The 2,202-nt window shown below is 69.8% G+C and carries 1 protein-coding gene and 2 pseudogenes; 1 reads left to right on the top strand and 2 read right to left on the bottom strand.

Features of this window, described 5'->3' with window-relative positions; genetic code table 11:
* Positions 1-1,201, bottom strand: a pseudogene (locus Q0R63_RS22630) (hypothetical protein); the annotation flags it as partial.
* A gap of 668 nt (positions 1,202-1,869) precedes the next feature.
* On the opposite strand from Q0R63_RS22630, the gene Q0R63_RS22635 reads away from it, so the two are divergent.
* The gene (locus tag Q0R63_RS22635) at positions 1,870-2,079 is read left to right on the top strand and encodes a hypothetical protein (RefSeq protein ID WP_295702364.1); all 210 of its coding nucleotides are present in this window, start codon (positions 1,870-1,872) and stop codon (positions 2,077-2,079) included.
* On the opposite strand, the pseudogene Q0R63_RS22640 reads toward Q0R63_RS22635, so the two are convergent.
* Positions 2,062-2,202, bottom strand: a pseudogene (locus Q0R63_RS22640) (IS5/IS1182 family transposase); the annotation flags it as partial. The gene Q0R63_RS22635 and the pseudogene Q0R63_RS22640 overlap by 18 nt on opposite strands.

Consider the following 2,202-nt stretch of genomic DNA (forward strand, 5'->3'; position numbering starts at 1 on the left):
TGTAGGTGGTGAGGTTTCCGTGCGGGTCGACGACGTAGTCGAGGTTCCACCGCCAGGCCTGCAGGCAGGAGGAGTCGTTGAACGCGGCCTGGTGGCACGGCTCGTTCGCGTCGTTGCCGAAGACCGGGACGGTCCAGGCACTGTTGGTGGCCGGGTCGGTACCGTCTCCGGTGGGTAGGTGGTTACGGCCCAGGTAGAAGGCGGTGCCGTCGCGGGTGGTGATCTTCCAGTACTCGCCCGCCTGCCCGGCGCCGCCGGTCCCGCCCTCGTCGCCGTTAGCTGCCCCGGAGAGCAGCTCAGCCGTGGAGCCGTCGTCGTTGGCCAGCCGCCACGTGCCCGACACGCTGTCCCGGACCAGTGAGGTCGATATCCCCCCCAACGACAAGGAGACGACGTCCTGACCCGCCCAGCACAGGTCGCCGCTGCCGGCGGTGCCGTCCTTCGCGCAGGGCTTGTAGGAGCGTTCGACGTATCCGGGGCTGTAGTCCCACCCGTCGCCGACCCACGACGCCTGCCCGTTCGCCGCCGAGGTCCGCCCGTCCTGGCTGGACGAGCTGTAGTCCAACGACACCGCCGGAGCATTGCCGCCGACCGCCGCCGGCACCGTGATCGGGTAGGCCCACGAGAACGAGCCGCTCGAGCCGCCCGCCATCCAGGAACCCGACGGGCTCAGCGACGTCGCCGTGTAGTCCCCCGTCGGACCGGAGGACGCCGCAGTCACCGCCATCACCGTCATCGGCGCCGCACCTGCACCGCCCGCAGCAGTTGCCGAGGGTGCCGAGGGTGCCGAGGGTGCGGAGGTGGGATGAGGTGCGGTCGCTGTCGAACCACCCGGTACGGCCGGCACGGCCGGCACGGCCGGAGCGGGTCGAGGAGCGGGTTGAGCAGGGGGGGCGGTCGTGAGGGCGATGGTGGCGTCCACGCTTGTGGCGTCGGGCCTTGTTGGCAGGACCGTCTGGGTGCGGCAGGTGGCCAGCTGGGGGGTCTGCAGGGCGCAGAGCGGCAGCTGGACCAGGCGGGCGCGGGAGGCGAAGTTCGCGCCCAACGCTGACGCGATCGCCGCCCGCGTGACTGCCATCGTCGCGGTCGGGGCGCTGTTCGACCCGGCCGGGGCCGAACTGGTAGCGGGCTGGACGGTCAGCAGGAGCCCCTGAACCCCGGCCGCGGACGCCTCGGTCGGGCTGTGCACGGTGACTGTCACCGATGCTGGCATCGACGACGACAACGTCGATGACGAGGGGGAGTTCGGGGTTGCCCCGGCCGGTGGTGCCGGGCTGGCCAGGGTAAGTCGCACCGGAAGGGAGCCCACTTGTGCGGCGCCGGGTACGGCGTGGGGGGCTGGTGGGGTGGCGGGGAAGATCGCGGTGCCGGTAGCGCCGGTGGGGAGCTGGTCCGCGACCGCTGCCGGGGTCTGCAGGGCATGCGACGTCGAGGGTGCCAGTGTCGAGGCATTCCTGCCGGGCACGGACCGCGTCGCCGGCAGGGGGCCAGAGGACCAGATCTGTGCCTCCGGCAACCGGCTGTTGGTCACCGCGGAAGCGGCTGCGATCTCCAAGGGGGAAGCCACCAGCAGTGAAGCGGTCATCACGACAGCTACCCCGGCGGGAACACCCGTGGACCAGAGAACAGACCTCAACCGACGCCTCACGGACGCACTCCCCACCTTCAACGGACCTTCGACAGACGGACCAGGCACAAACGAACACGGTGTCCGGCGAGGCAGCAAACCTCACTGGGTGCAGCCGCAGCCCGGTGAGGGGCGAGAAAGCCGAATCGGGCTGAACATAACCTAAAAACGCGACATTTAGGGAGTTTTCCGCTACTTTCAACTCCGTCCCAACCGCAGCAAGCAAGCAGGGGGTTCCCTTCATGGCGTTCACGTCGGTCGTCGCACGACGGACTCGTAGGATTCCGGTCCTGACCACCGTGGCCGTCATCGCGGTCGGCAGCCTGACCTCGACCCTGCTGAGCGCTGCATCCTCGGCTGCGGCCCTTCCTTCGACGCCCGCCGCCGTGGCCGGGCTCGCCCGGGGCACCTCGACCGCGTCACCCGCCGCAGCACTAGGGCGTGTCTCCTAATGTGTTGAGCCACAGCACGACAGCTCGCAGGACAACGCCGGCGCGGTAGGTCAGGGCGAGCTTGTCGTAGCGGGTGGCGAGGGCGCGCCACTGCTTGAAGGTGTTGAATCCGCGTTCTACGAC

Source organism: Lapillicoccus sp., from assembly GCF_025353065.1.
Lineage (GTDB): Bacteria > Actinomycetota > Actinomycetes > Actinomycetales > Dermatophilaceae > Lapillicoccus.